The sequence below is a fragment of the Paraburkholderia phymatum genome (assembly GCF_038900715.1).
In the GTDB taxonomy this organism is placed as follows: Bacteria; Pseudomonadota; Gammaproteobacteria; order Burkholderiales; family Burkholderiaceae; genus Paraburkholderia; species Paraburkholderia phymatum_A.
The window spans coordinates 227,464-243,771 of the sequence record NZ_JAYMRZ010000010.1 but is presented as its reverse complement, the minus strand read 5'-3'; the positions used below and the strand labels follow the sequence as shown (position 1 = coordinate 243,771).

Annotated in this window: 15 protein-coding genes; 4 read left to right on the top strand and 11 right to left on the bottom strand. The window is 65.1% G+C overall.

Annotation, left to right across the window (positions count from 1 at the left end; all coding sequences use genetic code 11):
* Window positions 1-96: 96 nt before the first annotated feature.
* Window positions 97-2,340, bottom strand: a complete 2,244-nt coding sequence (locus VSR68_RS20130) for an NADP-dependent isocitrate dehydrogenase (protein WP_342941512.1) — start codon at window positions 2,338-2,340, stop codon at window positions 97-99.
* Window positions 2,337-2,525 (bottom strand): hypothetical protein, encoded by a 189-nt coding sequence (locus tag VSR68_RS20125; RefSeq protein ID WP_342941511.1) that lies wholly within the window; start codon window positions 2,523-2,525, stop codon window positions 2,337-2,339. The genes VSR68_RS20130 and VSR68_RS20125 overlap by 4 nt, the downstream gene beginning before the upstream one ends.
* 262 nt (window positions 2,526-2,787) lie before the next feature.
* Between VSR68_RS20125 and VSR68_RS20120 the strand changes: the two genes are divergently transcribed.
* A complete protein-coding gene (locus tag VSR68_RS20120; protein ID WP_342941568.1) occupies window positions 2,788-3,933 on the top strand; it encodes an MBL fold metallo-hydrolase in 1,146 nt (381 codons plus the stop codon).
* A gap of 229 nt (window positions 3,934-4,162) precedes the next feature.
* Complete coding sequence (locus VSR68_RS20115) at window positions 4,163-4,528, top strand: hypothetical protein (protein ID WP_342941510.1); 366 nt, start codon at window positions 4,163-4,165, stop codon at window positions 4,526-4,528.
* Between the two features lie 89 nt (window positions 4,529-4,617).
* On the opposite strand, the gene VSR68_RS20110 is transcribed toward VSR68_RS20115, so the two are convergent.
* From VSR68_RS20110 to VSR68_RS20090, 5 genes are all read right to left on the bottom strand, one after another.
* Window positions 4,618-5,328: a DUF899 family protein gene (locus tag VSR68_RS20110; RefSeq protein WP_342941509.1), complete on the bottom strand. Its 711-nt coding sequence runs from the start codon at window positions 5,326-5,328 to the stop codon at window positions 4,618-4,620.
* Window positions 5,329-5,403: 75 nt separating this feature from the next.
* The gene (locus VSR68_RS20105) at window positions 5,404-6,057 is read right to left on the bottom strand and encodes a glutathione S-transferase family protein (RefSeq protein WP_342941508.1); all 654 of its coding nucleotides are present in this window, start codon (window positions 6,055-6,057) and stop codon (window positions 5,404-5,406) included.
* 194 nt (window positions 6,058-6,251) lie between these two features.
* Window positions 6,252-6,983 carry an FprA family A-type flavoprotein gene (locus tag VSR68_RS20100; protein ID WP_342941507.1) on the bottom strand — a complete coding sequence of 244 codons (732 nt, stop codon included), beginning with the start codon at window positions 6,981-6,983 and terminating at the stop codon, window positions 6,252-6,254.
* A gap of 73 nt (window positions 6,984-7,056) precedes the next feature.
* Entirely contained in the window at window positions 7,057-7,395 is a 339-nt protein-coding gene (locus VSR68_RS20095) for a DOPA 4,5-dioxygenase family protein (RefSeq protein WP_342941506.1), read from the bottom strand.
* 100 nt (window positions 7,396-7,495) lie between these two features.
* Window positions 7,496-8,551 (bottom strand): phytoene/squalene synthase family protein, encoded by a 1,056-nt coding sequence (locus tag VSR68_RS20090; protein WP_342941505.1) that lies wholly within the window; start codon window positions 8,549-8,551, stop codon window positions 7,496-7,498.
* A gap of 522 nt (window positions 8,552-9,073) precedes the next feature.
* Between VSR68_RS20090 and VSR68_RS20085 the strand changes: the two genes are divergently transcribed.
* Both VSR68_RS20085 and VSR68_RS20080 read left to right on the top strand, forming a co-directional pair.
* Complete coding sequence (locus VSR68_RS20085; protein ID WP_342941504.1) at window positions 9,074-10,951, top strand: ABC transporter ATP-binding protein; 1,878 nt, start codon at window positions 9,074-9,076, stop codon at window positions 10,949-10,951.
* 142 nt (window positions 10,952-11,093) lie between these two features.
* Entirely contained in the window at window positions 11,094-12,014 is a 921-nt protein-coding gene (locus tag VSR68_RS20080) for a serine/threonine dehydratase family protein (RefSeq protein ID WP_342941503.1), read from the top strand.
* A 42-nt stretch (window positions 12,015-12,056) separates the two neighbouring features.
* On the opposite strand, the gene VSR68_RS20075 is transcribed toward VSR68_RS20080, so the two are convergent.
* From VSR68_RS20075 to VSR68_RS20060, 4 genes are read right to left on the bottom strand one after another with little or no spacing between them, the layout of a single operon-like run.
* Window positions 12,057-13,256, bottom strand: a complete 1,200-nt coding sequence (locus VSR68_RS20075) for a cytochrome P450 (protein ID WP_342941502.1) — start codon at window positions 13,254-13,256, stop codon at window positions 12,057-12,059.
* 31 nt (window positions 13,257-13,287) lie between these two features.
* A complete protein-coding gene (locus VSR68_RS20070) occupies window positions 13,288-14,271 on the bottom strand; it encodes a 2-dehydropantoate 2-reductase (RefSeq protein ID WP_342941501.1) in 984 nt (327 codons plus the stop codon).
* A 12-nt stretch (window positions 14,272-14,283) separates the two neighbouring features.
* On the bottom strand, window positions 14,284-15,066 hold the full coding sequence (locus tag VSR68_RS20065) for a class II aldolase/adducin family protein (protein WP_342941500.1): 783 nt from the start codon (window positions 15,064-15,066) through the stop codon (window positions 14,284-14,286).
* 22 nt (window positions 15,067-15,088) lie between these two features.
* Window positions 15,089-16,297: an amino acid aminotransferase gene (locus VSR68_RS20060; RefSeq protein WP_342941499.1), complete on the bottom strand. Its 1,209-nt coding sequence runs from the start codon at window positions 16,295-16,297 to the stop codon at window positions 15,089-15,091.
* Window positions 16,298-16,308: the final 11 nt, after the last annotated feature.

Genomic DNA, 16,308 nt, shown 5'->3' with positions numbered 1-16,308 from the left:
TTCGCGGCGGTGGTGCCGGCCATGGCGGTCGCTGCAAGAAAAAAGCCCGCGCACCGAAATGCGCGGGCTTCGTTCACAGCGCTACGCTGCGACGCCTCAGGCCGTCACGGCGGCCAGCGCGCCGTTGAGCGTCTTGCTCGGACGCATCACGCCATCGAGCTTCGCGAAGTCGGGCTTGTAGTAGCCGCCGATGTCCGCTTCCTTGCCCTGCACGTCCGACAGTTCGCCGACGATCGTCTTCTCGTTGTCCGTCAGCACCTTCGCGAGCGGCGCGAACTTCGCGGCGAGTTCCGCGTCCTGCGTCTGCGCGGCCAGCTCCTGTGCCCAGTACATCGAGAGGTAGAACTGGCTGCCGCGATTGTCGAGCTCGCCCGTCTTCGGCGAAGGGCTCTTGTTGTTGTCGAGCAGCTTGCCCGTTGCAGCGTCGAGCGTCGTCGCGAGAATCTTCGCCTTCTCGTTGCCCGACTTGATGCCGAGTTCTTCCAGCGACACGGCCAGCGCGAGGAACTCGCCCAGCGAATCCCAGCGCAGGTGGTTCTCTTCGACGAGCTGCTTCACGTGCTTCGGCGCCGAGCCGCCCGCGCCCGTTTCGTACATGCCGCCGCCTGACATCAGCGGGACGATCGACAGCATCTTCGCGGACGTGCCCAGTTCCATGATCGGGAACAGGTCGGTCAGGTAGTCGCGCAGGATGTTGCCCGTCACCGAGATCGTGTCCAGACCGCGGATCACGCGCTCCAGCGAGTAACGCATCGCGCGGACCTGCGACATGATCTGGAGGTCGAGACCCGACGTGTCGTGATCCTTCAGGTACGTCTCGACCTTCTTGATCAGTTCGGCTTCGTGCGGGCGGTACGGGTCGAGCCAGAACACGGCCGGCATGCCCGAGTTGCGCGCGCGCGTGACGGCGAGCTTGACCCAGTCGCGGATCGGCGCGTCCTTCACCTGGCACATGCGCCAGATGTCGCCCTTCTCGACCTGCTGCGTGAGCGCAACCAGCACTTCGCCCGTCGCGATGTCGACGATGCGCGCTTCGCCGTCTGCGGGAATCTCGAAGGTCTTGTCGTGCGAGCCGTACTCTTCGGCCTTCTGCGCCATCAGGCCGACGTTCGGCACCGTGCCCATCGTCTTCGGATCGAATGCGCCGTTGGTCTTGCAGAAGTTGATGATTTCCTGGTAGATGCGCGCGAACGTGCTTTCAGGGATCACGCACTTCGTGTCGGCGGGACGGCCGTCGGCGCCCCACATCTTGCCGCCTGCGCGGATCATCGCGGGCATCGATGCGTCGACGATCACGTCGTTCGGCGCGTGCAGGTTCGAGATGCCCTTCGCCGAATCGACCATTGCCAGCGCGGGACGGTGCTCGTGGCATGCGTGCATGTCGCGGATCACTTCTTCGCGCTTCGATTCCGGCAGCGCCTCGATCTTCGTGTACAGATCGACGAGGCCGTTGTTCACGTTCACGCCCAGTTCGTCGAAGAGCTTCTGATGCTTCGCGAACGCGTCCTTGTAGAACACCTTGACCGCGTGGCCGAAGACGATCGGGTGCGAGATCTTCATCATCGTCGCCTTCACGTGCAGCGACAGCATCACGCCCGTCTTGCGCGCATCTTCCATCTGGTCTTCGTAGAACGCGACCAGCGCCTTCTTGCTCATGAACATGCTGTCGATGATCTCGCCGTCCTGCAGCGCAACCTTCGGCTTCAGCACGATCGTCTCGCCGCTCTTCGTGACGAGTTCCATGCGAACGTCACGCGCGCGGTCGAGCGTGATCGACTTTTCGCCGTGGTAGAAGTCGCCATGCTTCATGTGCGCGACGTGCGTGCGCGACGCCATGCTCCACTCGCCCATGCTGTGCGGGTGCTTGCGCGCGTAGTTCTTGACGGCGGCGGGCGCTCGGCGGTCCGAGTTGCCTTCGCGCAGAACCGGATTCACGGCACTGCCGAGGCACTTCGAGTAGCGCTTCTGGATCGCCTTTTCTTCGTCGGTCTTCGGGTCTTCCGGATAGTCCGGCACCTTGAAGCCCTTCGCCTGCAGTTCCTTGATCGCGTTGACGAGCTGCGGCACCGACGCGCTGATGTTCGGCAGCTTGATGATGTTCGTGTCCGGGAGCTGCGTGAGGCGGCCCAGCTCAGCGAGGTTGTCCGGCACGCGCTGCTCTTCCGTCAGGAATTCCGGGAATTCGCCGAGGATGCGGCCAGCCACGGAGATGTCGCTCGTCTCGACATTGACGCCAGCGGGCGCGGTAAACGTACGGATGATCGGCAGAAAGGCACTCGTCGCGAGCAGCGGGGCTTCGTCGGTCAGGGTGTAGATGATCGTAGGTTGCTTGTTACTCATCGCTTTGCTCTCGGTCGAGAAAGGTTGGGAAATGCCGCCGGCAGTGCCAAGGCCGACGCGAATGCCCCGAATTTTGCCTTATTTTCAATTTTGACGGTTTGAATCGGGCCAGTCAGCACGGCCTCTCGGAAAAAAATTGCACGATTTGAGTCGTCTTCATGCCCTTTATTGACGGCAAGCGGCATTTCACTTCACATCTGCATTCCGCTGCCGGCACAATTTTTCCGGTGCGCGGTCGGTTCGATGCACGTGACGAATGCCGGTGCATCGACCCGGAATTCAACCTTGCTCGCCGCATATGGCGAGCCGATGAAGCGGATTGCAGCCGTCCGCGCCAAAGTGCCTGCTGAGGCTTCGGCGAAGAAAACAGTGTGCGTCTACACTGATGCACCGTCCACTGCCGGGCTTGCGCCGTTCGACCGCTTCGCGCCCATTCAGCCATTGACGATTCCACGCCCGTTTCGCCTGCCTTTGCTGTGCGCCGCTCTCGCCGTGCATCTGGCGACGGCGCCTTGCGTCGCCGGCGCACAGGAGCCCGAGCCTTCGCCGGAGGGCCTCGCCGCAGCGGGCATCCATCACGCGCCGCGCACGGAGCACGGCTTCGAGAACAACGACGGCCCGCTCGTGCGCGGCTCGTTCTGGAAGTGGCGCTGGAACCGTCTGATCCACGGCTTGCCTCCACCGCCCGCGAACGGCTACGCGTTTCCCGTCGATCACCCCGACGTCGAATGGATCAAGGCGAACCGCAGCGAAAACACGATGACGTGGATCGGCCACGCGAGCACGCTGCTGCAGATCGGCGGCACCAACATCCTGACCGACCCTGTGTTTTCCGAGCGCGCGTCGCCGTTCACGTTCCTCGGACCGAAGCGGCGCGTGCCGCCCGGCTTGACGCTCGGCCAGTTGCCGCAGATCGATGTCGTGCTGATCTCGCACAGCCATTACGACCATCTGGATGCGGAGAGCGTCGAAGCGCTGAACGGACAGCCCGGCGGTCCGCCTCTCTTTCTCGTGCCGCTCGGCATCAAGGACTGGCTCGCGAAGAAGGGCATCACGAACGCGCGCGAACTCGACTGGGGCGATGAAACGGATGCGGCGGGCCTCCACTTCTGGTTCGTGCCCGCGACGCACTGGTCCGCGCGCACGCTGACCGACCGCAACGAGACGCTATGGGGCGGCTGGGTCGTGAAGACGCCGGAAGGCGCCGCGCATCCGTACTCGCTGTATTTCGCGGGAGACACCGGCTTTTCCGATGACGCAAAGCGGATCGGCGCGGCGTTCGGCTGTTTCGATCTCGCGCTGCTCCCGATCGGCGCGTACGCGCCGCGCTGGTTCATGGGTCCGCCGCATCTCGATCCGCAGCAGGCCGTGCAGGTTTTCAGGGACGTGCATGCAAAAAAGGCCATCGGCATTCACTGGGGCACGTTCGAGCTGACCGACGAGCCGCTCGACGAACCGCCGAAAAAACTCGCCGAAGCGACCCGCGAAGCAGCCCTGCCCGACGACGCGTTCACGGTCCTGCATCACGGTCAGATGATCGCGCTCGACGATCCCGGTGATCCCGCCCGTTCGCGCGTCGCGTGCGCGCGCTGACAGGCGCATCGAGCGTTCGCGCTGCACTGTGTCCATGCAATTGCCACAGCGAGCATCGGAAAGCACCCGCGATTGTCGGCCAGCACACGTTCGGACGCACGCGAGAAGACGCACATCCGGTTAAACCCTGTCGTGCAAGGCACAACCTCGTGATATTGTCGTACACACACGGGTTCGAGCTTTGCTACGCGGAACTCACGTCATATCCGTTACCTTCGCGAGCGTCGCCATGAGTGATGTACGCCATCTTCTGAGCCAACGCGACCGCATCGAGCTGCTTTGCTGGCTCACATGCGGGAGCCTCGGTGCCTGGTATCTGAACGAAGCCTGGCCCTCGCCGGCTTTTCACGTGGAGGCCGCGCACAAGTGGCTCGACAGGCATAGCCGCACAGCGGACTGGCTGTGCGTCGCGAAGCTGTCGGCCATCGCACTCGACATCGCGCAGCGCCACGCGTCGTTCGTCGAAGCCGACTGGGCGCGCGACGCCGTCGAAGAAATCCTCGATACCGACGAGCTCGATTCGCAGGCGCGTCTCGTGATCGCCGTGCTCGGCGACTGCGAACGCGCGCTCGCCGACCGCCGCATCGCGGACTGAGCGTTCACGCGGGATCAAAGCAGGCCCGCGAGCAGGCGGCGCGAGCGCGTTCGCGCTCGATCGACCACAACCGCCGCATCACCCGCCATTCACTTCGCGTAATCGAGCTTCGGATACCAGTTCGGATCGCGCCCCTCCGGCGTCATGTCGAAGATCGTCCACATCGGCATCAGATCCGGCGCGCCGCGCGGGTCCTGGCCCGGGTCGGCCGTCGGGAAACCCATTTCGGCCGCGTAGAAATGACGGATCGTGCCGTCGCGGCACGTGAACACCTGAAATGCAGGCTCGTCGCCGCCGTCGCTGCCGATTGCGCCGAAGTCGAGGCTGTACTCGCCGTTGACGTCCGAATACAGCTTCAGATCGCGCCAGCCGCGCTCCTTCTTGAACGCGACGAGCCGTTCGATCGGCGAGCGCGCGACGACGGCCAGCGCGATGCGCTGTGCGATGTCGCGCGCCTCGCCGTCCCATGCGCCCAGCAGCGACGTGCACATCGGACACGGCCGCTCGCGCTGCGGCCCGAACATGTAGCTGTAGATGACGAGCGTGTCCTTGTCGCCGAACAGACCCGCCAAATCGACGGGCCCTGCTTCGCCGACGAAACGGTAATCGCCCGTCACTTCGCCGCCCGGCGGCAAGGTGCGGCGCTGCTCGGCGACGCGCTCGATATGGCGCCGCAGCTCGATTTCCTCGGCGAGCAGCGCGTCGCGCGCCTGCCGATACTCGACGCTTTCGTTCGGATAGTGCCTGCCGTTGCGCTTTACGAGCTCGGCGGCGGGCACGAGAGAAGATGCAGAAGACATGGTCGGCCTCCGTTGAAGAAACGTGGAAAGAAGCTGCCCGATGCGCGCAGGGCAGCCGCTGAAGATGCATCGAGGTCAGTCGCGATCCGGCGCGCCGAGCGGAAAGAAGTGCCGATAAGGCCGCGCTTCGTCGACGGCGCGCGCAAACGACGGCCGTTTCAAGAGCCGCTGGCGATACGCGATCACGTGCTCGAACTTCGGATCGATCCGGTGCGTCCAGTCGGCGTAGAAGAGGAACGGCGCGGCGGCGCAATCGGCGAGACTGAAACGCTCGCCCGCCGCCCACTCGCGATTTCGAATCGCTTTGTCGAGCCACGCATACGCGGTTTCGAGCTGCGCGCGCGCATCGGCAACGCCGCGCGCGTCGCGCTCGCCTTCGCTGCGCAAGCTGTCGAAGACGATCTTCTGCTGCGGCGTCGCGACGTAGTTGTCGAAGAAGCGATCCATGAAACGCACTTCGAGCGCGGCGCGCGGATCGTCCGGTATCAGTTGCACGGGGCCGGGATGAAACAGCGCGAGATGCTCGATGATCACGGTCGCCTCGACGATCGTGCGGCCGTCGTCGACGAGCAGCGGAAAGCGCCTGATCGGCCAGCGCGCGGCGAGTTCATCCATTGCGCCGGGTTCGTCGAGGCGGCGGTACTCGAACGGCGTGCCGTTCTCGTACAGCGCGGTGAGTGCCTTCTGGCAATACGAAGAAAACGGATGGGCGTAGAGCTTCAGAGTCATCGTCGTCGTCCTTGCAGTGGTAGCGGCAAATCGGTCCGCTTGATCTGACGACGAACGGCGGCAACGCGAATCGACACGCCCGCGTGAAAAAGTCTTGCTGCACTGCGGCGTTCATATGCGCATCGGCGTGCGTCGGCGTGCAACGACCGCCGCGCTGGGGCGCGTCCGCGCCGCCGCGTTCGAGCAGCAGCGCCCTATTCGCGCAACGATTGCGCGAGCGCGCGAATCAGCGACGCGCAGTCGCCCTCCCACGCGCTGCCGTGCATGCACGCGAGCATGCGCGGCTCGAGCGCGGCGAGCCGTTCGAGCATCGCGTCGGCGTGTTTCGTGTGCGAGTAGTAGTCCATGCTGCGCCGGAACGCTTCGGACGGACCGAGTATGTCGGAGCGCGTGACGGGAGGATGATCGCTGCCCGGTTGCGTGAAGAGATCGCTGCACAGCAGCGTGCGCGTCGTCTCTTCGATCAGCATCCCGCACTCCCACGCGTGCGGCAGATGCGGCGTCGCGAGCCAGCGCACCTTATGTGTGCCGAGAACGACGGCCTCGCCGTCTTCGAGGCCGCGCGCCGGACGGTCGGCGAGATCGTCGACGGACACCAGCTTGGCGATCGCTCCGCACAGCGGCTGCGCGTCGGGCGCAACGGCGAGCCATTCGTTCAGCGCACCGCACTCGTCCGCTTCGACGTGCGAAAAAGCAAGGTGACGCAGCCGCTCGGGCGGAATCACGCAAGCCACCGCCTCGCGCACCAGCGCGAACATCTTGCGCGGGCCCGTATGAAAGAGCAGCGGCTCGTCGTCGACGATCAGATACTGGTTGAACGAGAAGCCGCCCGGACCGTCTTCGAACACGACGGGCGTGTTGATCCGGTAGATGCCATCCGATACTTCATCGATGCTGGTGCCCGACACTGCGTTCGTGATCGTCATGACGAGACCTCCGCGCGCGAGCGTGCATCAGACGATGCACGACAGCGCGCAATCGTGCGCCGGGCACAGCGCGCTATCCGCCCAGCGCGGCCAGATTCAACTGATGAGAGCGCCCGATCCATGCGGCCGCGTCGCGATGATCGCGCAGCGCGTTACCTGTGTTCGGATGAATGAAGACATCGAGCGCGCCATGATTGAGCGTGAGCCACTCGAACAGCTCCGCGAACAGCTCGCGGCCGAACTTGAGCTGATACGACCACATCGGATGCGGACCGACGAGACGCTCGTGAAAACGCCCCATTTCGAGCCTGCCGCCGAAGCGGGCCTGGATGGTCTCGCGCAAAGCCCACGCGGCATCGCGCGTCGCCGGATCGAAATACACGTGAGCGTGCCAGTCGACGATATCGGTCATGATCGGTTGCGGCCGATGCGGCCCTTCGCTGCAAGTCATGTGACGTTCATCATAGGCTTTCGATTGCCGTACAGCCAGGCGAAGCGGCAACGAGCGAGGCTCAGCGAACGTCGATGCGCGCTTCGATCGCGCCGATCAGACCTTCGATCCACTGGCGCAGCATCGCATCCGACAGCGAAACGGGCAGCGAACGCGCGATGATCCCGTACACTTGCTTGCGCTGGATCTTCGATACCCTCGCCGGTTCGAGCCAGTGCGCATTGTCGACGAGCAGCAGCAGCGTTTCGAGCCCGATCACGATCGGCCATACGCATGCGAGCCGCAAGCGTAGCGAGAAACGCGGAATCGCGAGCGTGTAATCGAGCGCCGCGCGGAAATGATCGAGCGACTTGCGCACGAGTTCATGCATCAACGGCTGCGCGCGCGCCGATGCCTGCGCTTGCAGCAGTTGCTGCGGACTCAGCCCGAACCGTTCAAGCATCGAGGACGGCAGATAGCAGCGCCCGATGCGCAGATCCTTGCCGCAATCGCGCAGCACGTTCGTCATCTGCAACGCCTTGCCGAAGCGCACGCCGCGATCGAGCATCGTCGCGGCGTCCGTCTTCAACGTGCCGGGCAAATGCGCGTAGGTCATCTTCGTCCAGAATTCGCCGACGCATCCCGCGACGAGGTACGTATAGCGATCCAGCTCGTCCCACTCGCGCAGCGCGGCGATCTGGCCCGAACGCTCGTCGGGGAACGTGCGCAGATCGAATTCCATGCCCGTCGTCAGCGTCGTGACGATCTCGCGCACGGCGGCGCGGTCGGCCTCGTCGAGTTGCGACAGCACGCCGAGCGCGGGCGCGATCGATTCGAGCAGCACCTTTTCGTCCGACTGCGTCTGCTGGTTCGCCACTTCGCTTGCGAGGCGGCGCGCGAGTTCGCCGTCGTCGGTCGCGCCGTTGACCTGCTCGCGCAACGCAAGCAGCAGTTCGAGGCGTTGCGCGGGCGGGATCAGCGCGGTATCGGCGATCGTGTCGGCGGCGCGCGCGAGCAGATACGCAAGCCCGATCGGGTCGCGCATGCCGGCGGGCAGAATGCGCAACGTCAGATAGAACGAACGGGACACCCCTTTGAGCAACGGACCGAGCAGAAAGGCCCGAGTGGAACTGGACATGAATTGAGGTCGAATCAGGTTGGATCGCGGTTTGGGCAACGCCTGGACGCTTAAGCGCTGCGGCATTGTATCCGGCACGCCGGCTTCGGGCCCTGAAAACCGGTCGAGTGCCTTTCGATGAACAGCAGATGAAGGATCGATGAACTGCGAATGAACGGGCGACGAACGCTCGATGAAGCATGCATGAAGCCACCGCTTCGCGTCGGGTCAAGGCAATCCGCGATCACTTCGCGCAAGCTTTCCTGCTACAATCGAGCACCTCAGACGCAGTACTTCATCTACTCGTTCACCCAAAGGGAGGCGTTCAATGCACGCAATGCACATCGCAGTCTCTCGCGGGTTTCCACGACGCTTCATCGGCTCTTAGAGCCAGGTCGCCGTCAGCGTGGGCACGCAGAGGCCCGCGCTTTTACCAGACAACCGGTCTTATTCGTCCCTGCCGCAACTGGCGGGCATCGGTCGTCTGCTCCCGAATCTCCTGACTGGATAGCGATGCGCGCGTCGCGCCGCACGCTGTGACACATGGCTAGCAAAAAACTCGACTTTGGCGCGCAAGCGTTCAGAAGCGTTCTCGGCTTCACATTCAATCACTGGCGCAGGCAGCCGGCGCGCATCGTCGGCATTGCGCTGTTCGCGCTGATGGCCGCGTTCGCCGACGTGCTCACGCCGATGTTCGCGGGGCGTCTCGTCGACGCGCTCACGTCGGGCAGCGCAGGCGACGCGAGTGGCAAGGCGGCCGCCACGCACGCGGCGCTGATCGCGTTCGTCACGCTGATCGGCCTCGGCATCGGCGGCACGGTGCTGCGTCAACTGGTTTATCGCAGCATCATCGTGATGACGCTCAAGATGATGAGCGCGATCTGCGCGAACGCGTTTCATCGCGTGCAGCGCTTCTCGACGGACTGGCACGCGAACAGCTTCGCGGGCTCGACCGTGCGCAAGATCACGCGCGGCATCTGGGCGCTCGACCTGCTCAACGACACGCTGCTGATCGCGCTGCTGCCGTCGCTGGTGATGCTCGCGGGATCGACGGTTCTGCTCGGCATTCATTGGCCCGTGATGGGCGTCGTAGTAGGACTGGGCTCGCTGCTGTATGTGTCGGTGACGGTCGCCCTGTCGCTCGGCTATGTCGCGCCCGCCGCGCGCCTCGGCAACCTGTGGGACACGCGCCTGGGCGGCGCGCTCGCCGATGCCGTCAGCTGCAATGCCGTCGTCAAGGCGTTCGGCGCGGAAGAGCGCGAAGAGTCGCGGCTCGGCCGCGTGATCGGCAAATGGCGTCAGCGCACGCGCCGCACGTGGCAGCGCGGCACGACCAATGGCGGCGTGCAGGGCGCGATGCTCGCGCTGATGCAGGCGGCGATACTCGGCGCGGCGCTGCTGCTGTGGCTGCGCGACGAAGCGAGCGTCGGCGACATCACGTATGCGCTGACCACCTTCTTCGTGCTGCAAGGGTATCTGCGCGATGTCGGCATGCACGTGCGCAACCTGCAGCGCTCGGTCAACGACATGGAAGAACTCGTCGCGCTCGAGCGCGAGCCGCTCGGCATCGAAGACAAGCCGGGCGCGCGCACCATCGATATCCGCGAGGGCGAGATCCGTTTCGAGAACGTGACGTTCCGCTACGGCGCGCATCGCACGCCGCTGTATCGCGACTTTTCGCTGCGCATCGCGCCGGGCGAGCGAATCGGGCTCGTCGGCCATTCGGGCTCGGGCAAGACGACGTTCATCAAGTTGATCCAGCGTCTGTACGACATCGACGAAGGCCGCATCACGATCGACGGACAGAACATCGCCGATGTGCAGCAGGCGTCGTTGCGCCGCCGCATTGCGATCGTGCAACAGGAACCGATCCTGTTTCACCGGACGCTCGCGGAGAACATCGCGTACGCGCGCCCCGGCGCTACGCTCGACGAGATCGTGCGGGCCGCGAAGCTCGCGAGCGCGCACGAGTTCATCAGCGCGCTGCCGCTTGGTTACGACACGCTCGTCGGCGAGCGCGGCGTGAAGCTGTCGGGCGGCGAGCGTCAGCGGGTCGCGATCGCGCGCGCGTTCCTCGCGGATGCGCCTGTCCTGATCTTCGACGAAGCGACGTCGAGTCTCGACAGCGAAAGCGAAGTGCTGATCCAGCAGGCGATGGAGCGGCTGATGGTCGGACGCACGACGCTGGTGGTTGCGCACCGGCTGTCGACGGTGCGCGCGCTGGATCGCTTGCTCGTGCTCGACAAGGGGCGCGTCGTCGAGGAAGGCAGCCATGAACAGCTGATCCGGCTCGACAACGGCTTGTATCGGCGGCTGTTCGAGCGACAGGCGCTGGAGCTGACGAAAGGGCTGCTCGACGATGGGCCCGTGCGCGGCAACGAGCGGTTTTCCGGCGATGCGAGTCTGATTGCGGGAAAGTAATTGTTCTGCCGGACTTGATGTCCGAGGTGATGTCCGCGGCGGCTTGGCGCCGTCGCGGACATGAAGCCCGATCCACCACCACTTGCTATCATTGACGACTCCGCGACACACCCTTCATCGCGACGCCGCAGGCACCTTCACCATGACACTGCACATCGATACTCCCCTACTCGAATCGCAACCGCTCAGCCGCGCGCTCGGCCGCCGCGTGCTGCTCAAGATGGACGCGCTGCAACCGCCCGGCTCGTTCAAGATTCGCGGCATCGGCTACGCGTGCGAAGAGCATGCGAAGGCCGGCAAGCGGCGATTCGTGTCGTCGTCGGGCGGCAATGCGGGCATCGCGGTCGCTTATGCGGGCCGCGCGCTGTCGATCCCCGTCACCGTCGTCGTGCCGCAGAGCACAGGCGAGCGCGCGAAGGAGCTGATCCGCATGCAGGGCGCCGATGTGATCGTGCACGGCGCGACCTGGCAGGAAGCCAACGCGTTCGCGCTCGAAGAGGCGGGCCCCGACGACGCGTTCATCCACCCATTCGACGATCCGCTGCTGTGGCAAGGCCATGCGTCGATGATCGACGAAGTCGCGCGCACCGGCGCGAGATTCGATGCCGTCGTGCTGTCGGTGGGCGGCGGCGGCCTGATGGCGGGCGTGATCGAAGGCTTGCGGCGCAACGGCCTCGGCAACGTGCCGGTGATCGCCGTCGAAACGGAAGGCGCGTCGTCGCTCGCGCAATCGGTGCGCGCGGGCAAGCGGATCGAATTGCCGGGCATCACGAGCGTCGCGACGTCGCTGGGCGCAAAGCAGGTCTGCGAACAGGCCTTTACGCTGACACAGACGCATCCCGTCGAATGCATCGTGGTGTCGGATGCGGAAGCCGTCACCGCGTCGCGCCGCTTCGTCGACGATCACCGCGTGCTGGTCGAGCCCGCATGCGGCGCGAGTCTCGCGCTTGCCTATCGGCCGACGCAGGCGCTGCAGCGCTTCGATAGCGTGCTCGTGATCGTATGCGGCGGCGCAGGAACGACGATCGAGCAACTGGAACGCTGGCATCGCGAGATGGCGTGAACCTGCTTCACGCGGCTCGTTCAAAGCAGGATCAAACCACGATCAAAGCGCGGCCACCAGCGATTCGACACCGCGCAGATTGTTCCGCCGGTGCCATACGAGCGCATCGAGATTCGTGACGCGCATCTGCGGCAAGCGCGTCATCAGCGTGCGCAGCGCGATCTCGAGTTCCATCATCGCGAGACGCGCGCCGAGGCAATAGTGAATGCCCGCACCGAAAGTCAGCAGATGGCCTGACGGCTCTCGCTCGATATCGAGCGTATCGGGCCGCTCGAAGCGCTCGGGGTCGCGATTCGCCGAGCCGAGCAGCATGAACACGATCGAGCCGCGCGCAAGGCTCGCGCCCTCCACTTCGATATCGTCGAACGCGGTGCGCACGACCATCTGCACGGCCGTATCGTAGCGCGCGCATTCGGCGACGGCCTTCGACATCAGCGACGGCTCCGAACGCAGACGCGCCAGTTGCGCCGGATGCCGGTGCAGCGCGATCAGCGCATTGCCGAGCATGTTCGACGTGGTCTCGTGTCCCGCGACGAAGAGCAGAATCGCGTTCGACACGATCTCTTCCTCCGACAGCCGCTCGCCGCCCTCTTCCGCCTGGATCAGCGACGAAACGATATCGCCGCCGGGCGCGACGCGACGTTGCGCGACCACGGCGCCGAAGTACTGTTCGAGATCGAGCGCCGCCTGATTCGCGCGCGCGAGCGCATCGGTGGAAAGCGGCGCGAGGTCGAACGTGGAGACGAGCAGACCCGCCGCATCGCCGAGCCGCTGCCCTTCGTCGACGGGCACGTCGAGCAGCCGGCAGACGATCTGCAACGGCAGCGGCAACGCGAACTCGCACACCAGATCGACTTCACGCTTGCCTTGCATCGCGCCGATCAGACTGTCCGTCGTCTCTTCGACGATCCGGCGCAGCGTTTCGATCTGCCGCGCATTGAACGCCTTCATCAGCAGCGTGCGCAAACGCGTATGCACGGGCGGATTCATCATCAGCAGCGTGCGGTCGAGCGCCTGAAACACCGGCTGTCCGCGCGCGGCCTCGCCATAACGCGCGACCACGCTCGGCATATACGTCTTGCCCATGCGCCGGTCGGGCAACAGCGCGTCGATGACGGCGTGCCGGCCCGTCAGCATCACGTTGGGCGCGAGCGGCACGAAAGCGCCCGCGCGCCGGATGTCCTCGTAGAACGGATAGGGATTGTCGAAGTACGCCGGCGACGAAAGATCGGTGAATTTCATGCTCGATGCCGCGAAGTTGAAGGACCTGTGCTCACGCTTGCGGATACAGTCCGCGCGCGCGGGCATGCAGACGCGCGAGCCCGAACAGCGCGTTCGCATACGGCGTTTCGACGCCCGTCAGCGTGCCGAGTTCGCAAACCGCGCCGACCAGCGCATCGAGCTCGACGGCCTTGCCCGCTTCGACGTCCTGGAGCATCGACGTGCGCATCGCGCCGAGCTTCAGCGTGACGGCGTGACGATCTTCGGGCGCCTGATCGATGGGAATGCCGAAGCGCGCGCCGATCTCCTTCGCTTCCAGCATCACGCGCGTGACGAAATCGCGCGCGAGCGGGTCGCTGAGAATCTTGTCGGTGGTTGCGCCCGTGATCGCGCTCATCGGGTTCATCGTCATGTTGCCCCACAGCTTGTACCAGACGTCGCGCTGAATCTGCCCGGACGCGGTGGCATCGAAGCCTGCCTTGCGCAGCAGTTCGATCAGCGACGTCACGCGCTCGCTCGCGCGCCCCGTCGCCTCGCCGACGATCAATCCGCGACCCTGATGATGCGCGACGACGCCGGGGGCATCGACGCGGCAACTCGCATGCACGACGCAGCCCAACGTGCGCGCGGCGGGAATCGCGGCCGCAATCGAGCCGTCGGGATCGACGGATGCGAGCCGCGCGCCCGCGAATTCGCCTTGCAGGCCGTCGCAGAACCACCACGGCACGCCGTTCATCGCCGTCAGCACCATCGTGTTCGCGTCGAGAAGCGGACCGATATGCCGCGCGACGTCGGCCATGCCCGGCGCCTTCACGGCGACGATCACGAGATCCTGCGCGCCGAGCGCTTCGGGCCGCTCGCTTGCATGTACCTTCACTGCATGCGGCTCGCCGTTTTCGACGAGGCGCAAGCCGTGTTCGCGCAACGCGTCGAGCGTCGCGCCGCGCGCGACCACGCTCACGTCGCAGCCCGCTTGCGCGAGCTTCACGCCCATCCATCCGCCGATCGCGCCCGCGCCGTAAATGCATGCCTTCATCGTTCTTTTTCCTCAGTGCTTGTAGCTGGCGTCGATCCTGTCGACCTTGCGCACCAGCGCGTCGAACACATCCTGTCCCGCGCCGTAGCGCACGTCGAATTGCAACGCATCGCGCGAGCACCGCGCCGCGATCGCTTCGGGCACCGCGCGCGCCGGGCCCATCGCGAACGTCGCAATCTGGATCTCGCATGCGCGGTTCAGCGTCCACAGATACGCGAACGCTTGCGGCAGCGTCTTGCCCCACGACAGCAGCCCGTGATTGCGCAGAATCACCGCCTGCCGGTCGCCGATGTGCTCGACGAGGCGCGGCCCTTCTTCGGCGTGAATCGTGATGCCTTCGAAGTCGTGATACGCAATGCGCTCGTGCAGCTGCGCACTGTAGAAGTTCGTCTGCTGCAAGCCGCCCTCCGAGCACGCGACGGCAACGCCCGCCGTCGTATGCGTATGCATCACACAATGCGCATCGGCGATGCCCTCGTGCAGCGCTGCGTGCACGGTGAAGCCCGCCGGGTTCACCCGGTGTGCGGAGCCGTCGAGGATGCGCCCTTGCGCGTCGATCTTCACCAGGTTGCGCGCGGTCACTTCACTGTAGTGCAGGCCGAACGGGTTGATCAGGAATTGCTTCGCGCCGCCCGCCACGCTTTCGGGCAGGCGCACGGTGATGTGGTTGTAGATCAGCTCGGTCCAGCCCAGCATATCGAAGACGCGATAGCAGGCGGCCAATTGAACGCGCGCCTGCCATTCGTCGGGATGCATCGCCGGCGCGGCCGCGTTGTCCCGCTCCAGAATCTCCATGTGTGTCTCCTCGCTGCGCGCGTTACTGGCGCGCGCCCTGGCCTGCGACAGCCGCGATCGCCGACGCCACATAGCCGACGTTGCCGCGATTCAGCCCGGCGACACACATGCGCCCCGAGCGCAGCAGATAGATGCCGTGCTCGTTGCGCAGCGTTTCGACCTGCGCGGCGCTCAGTCCCGTGTAAGTGAACATGCCGACCTGCGCGACATAGCGCGCGCGCATCACTTCATCGACGCGCCCCGCGAGGCCGTCGTGAATCGCGTGACGCATTTCATGAATGCGGTCGCGCATCACGCGCAGCTCGTCGTCCCATGACGCGCGCAGCTTCGGATCGCCGAGCACGCCCGCGACGAGTCGCGCGCCGTGCATCGGCGGGTTGCTGTAGTTCGCGCGGATCGTGAAGGTCAGTTGACCGAGCGCGCGCTGCGCTTCGGCCGCGTCTTTGCAGACGACGCTCAGCGCGCCGCAGCGCTCGCCATACAGCGAGAAGTTCTTCGAGAACGAGTTCGCGACGATCAACGGCACGTCCGCCGATGCCAGCATCCGCACGCATGCCGCATCTTCTTCGAGGCCATCGCCGAAGCCCTGATAGGCCATGTCGACGAACGCGATCAACTTGCGACGCTGCAGCACGGGCACGAGTTCGCGCCATTGCTCCGTCGTCAGGTCGACGCCCGTCGGGTTGTGGCAGCACGCGTGCAGCAACACGATGCTGCGCTCGGGCAGCGCGTCGATCGTGTCGCGCATCGCGTCGAAGCGCAGACCGCCCGTTGCGTCGTCGTAGTACGGATACGTGTTCACCGTATGCCCTGCTGCTTCGAACACGACGCGGTGATTTTCCCAGCTCGGATCGGAGAGCCACACCTGCGAGCCCGCGAAGTGACGCTTCAGAAAATCCGCGCCAACCTTGAGCGCGCCCGATCCGCCGACCGTCTGGACCGTCGCGATGCGGCCCGCCGCGCGCGCTTCGCTATCGCCGCCGAACACGAGCGCCTGCGCGGCGTCGCGATAGGCGGGCAGACCCGCCATCGGCAGATACGAACGCGGCGTGCCCTGCGCGACGATGGCCGCCTCGACCTCGCGCACAGCCGACATCACGGGCAGCTTGCCGCTTTCGTCGAAGTAGATGCCGATGCTCAGATTGACCTTGTTCGTGCGCGGATCGCGCTGGAAGTCTTCGTTGAGGCTCAGGATGGGATCGCCGGGGTAGGCTGGGATGTGTTCGAACATGGCATTGTCTC

Coding starts and splice junctions, on each gene's coding strand:
- VSR68_RS20095 (WP_342941506.1), bottom strand. CDS start 7,395: ATGACCGATATCGTCGACTGGCACGCTCACGTGTATTTCGATCCGGCG.
- VSR68_RS20085 (WP_342941504.1), top strand. CDS start 9,074: ATGGCTAGCAAAAAACTCGACTTTGGCGCGCAAGCGTTCAGAAGCGTT.
- VSR68_RS20110 (WP_342941509.1), bottom strand. CDS start 5,328: ATGTCTTCTGCATCTTCTCTCGTGCCCGCCGCCGAGCTCGTAAAGCGC.
- VSR68_RS20115 (WP_342941510.1), top strand. CDS start 4,163: ATGAGTGATGTACGCCATCTTCTGAGCCAACGCGACCGCATCGAGCTG.
- VSR68_RS20075 (WP_342941502.1), bottom strand. CDS start 13,256: ATGAAATTCACCGATCTTTCGTCGCCGGCGTACTTCGACAATCCCTAT.
- VSR68_RS20070 (WP_342941501.1), bottom strand. CDS start 14,271: ATGAAGGCATGCATTTACGGCGCGGGCGCGATCGGCGGATGGATGGGC.
- VSR68_RS20090 (WP_342941505.1), bottom strand. CDS start 8,551: ATGTCCAGTTCCACTCGGGCCTTTCTGCTCGGTCCGTTGCTCAAAGGG.
- VSR68_RS20100 (WP_342941507.1), bottom strand. CDS start 6,983: ATGACGATCACGAACGCAGTGTCGGGCACCAGCATCGATGAAGTATCG.
- VSR68_RS20080 (WP_342941503.1), top strand. CDS start 11,094: ATGACACTGCACATCGATACTCCCCTACTCGAATCGCAACCGCTCAGC.
- VSR68_RS20125 (WP_342941511.1), bottom strand. CDS start 2,525: ATGCCGCTTGCCGTCAATAAAGGGCATGAAGACGACTCAAATCGTGCA.
- VSR68_RS20060 (WP_342941499.1), bottom strand. CDS start 16,297: ATGTTCGAACACATCCCAGCCTACCCCGGCGATCCCATCCTGAGCCTC.
- VSR68_RS20065 (WP_342941500.1), bottom strand. CDS start 15,066: ATGGAGATTCTGGAGCGGGACAACGCGGCCGCGCCGGCGATGCATCCC.
- VSR68_RS20105 (WP_342941508.1), bottom strand. CDS start 6,057: ATGACTCTGAAGCTCTACGCCCATCCGTTTTCTTCGTATTGCCAGAAG.
- VSR68_RS20130 (WP_342941512.1), bottom strand. CDS start 2,340: ATGAGTAACAAGCAACCTACGATCATCTACACCCTGACCGACGAAGCC.